Raw genomic sequence first — 378 nt, 5'->3', positions numbered from 1 at the left:
GAGCTGGCCGACGCCATGGCCAAGACAGCGGCGAGCCGGCTGATCGGCCAAGAGCATCGCGCCTGAAGGCGCGAGGGCAGATCGCGGGCCGACCGGCGGACGCGTTCCACTACGGCATTCGCTCGACCGCCTGCAAGGACGGATCCATCTTGTCCCAGGCATGGCCGTGGCTCGTGTAGGTCACCATCTGCGGGCTGAACTGTTCGGGATCGTCGAGGCTGGCCGCGTGGACCACTATCAGCTCGGGCATGGCGACGGGTATCAGAAAGACCGGCGTTCCGCAGGTTGGACAGAAGGTGTGGATTTTTTCGTTGCCGCTGGCGCCCGCCACGCGCCAGGTGCTCACCTCCCCGGTGATGGCCATATCGGCACGTTGGC

General features: G+C 66.1%; 1 protein-coding gene. It reads right to left on the bottom strand.

Annotated features, from left to right (window positions below; genetic code table 11):
* Positions 1–109: 109 nt before the first annotated feature.
* Positions 110–378 (bottom strand): GFA family protein (locus tag EN885_RS33435; protein WP_164897999.1); only part of this gene is annotated, 269 nt, incomplete at its 5' end.

The sequence above is a fragment of the Mesorhizobium sp. M6A.T.Cr.TU.014.01.1.1 genome, from assembly GCF_004022765.1.
GTDB classification, from domain to species: domain Bacteria; phylum Pseudomonadota; class Alphaproteobacteria; order Rhizobiales; family Rhizobiaceae; genus Mesorhizobium; species Mesorhizobium mediterraneum.
This window is presented reverse-complemented; position numbering and strand designations above follow the sequence as displayed.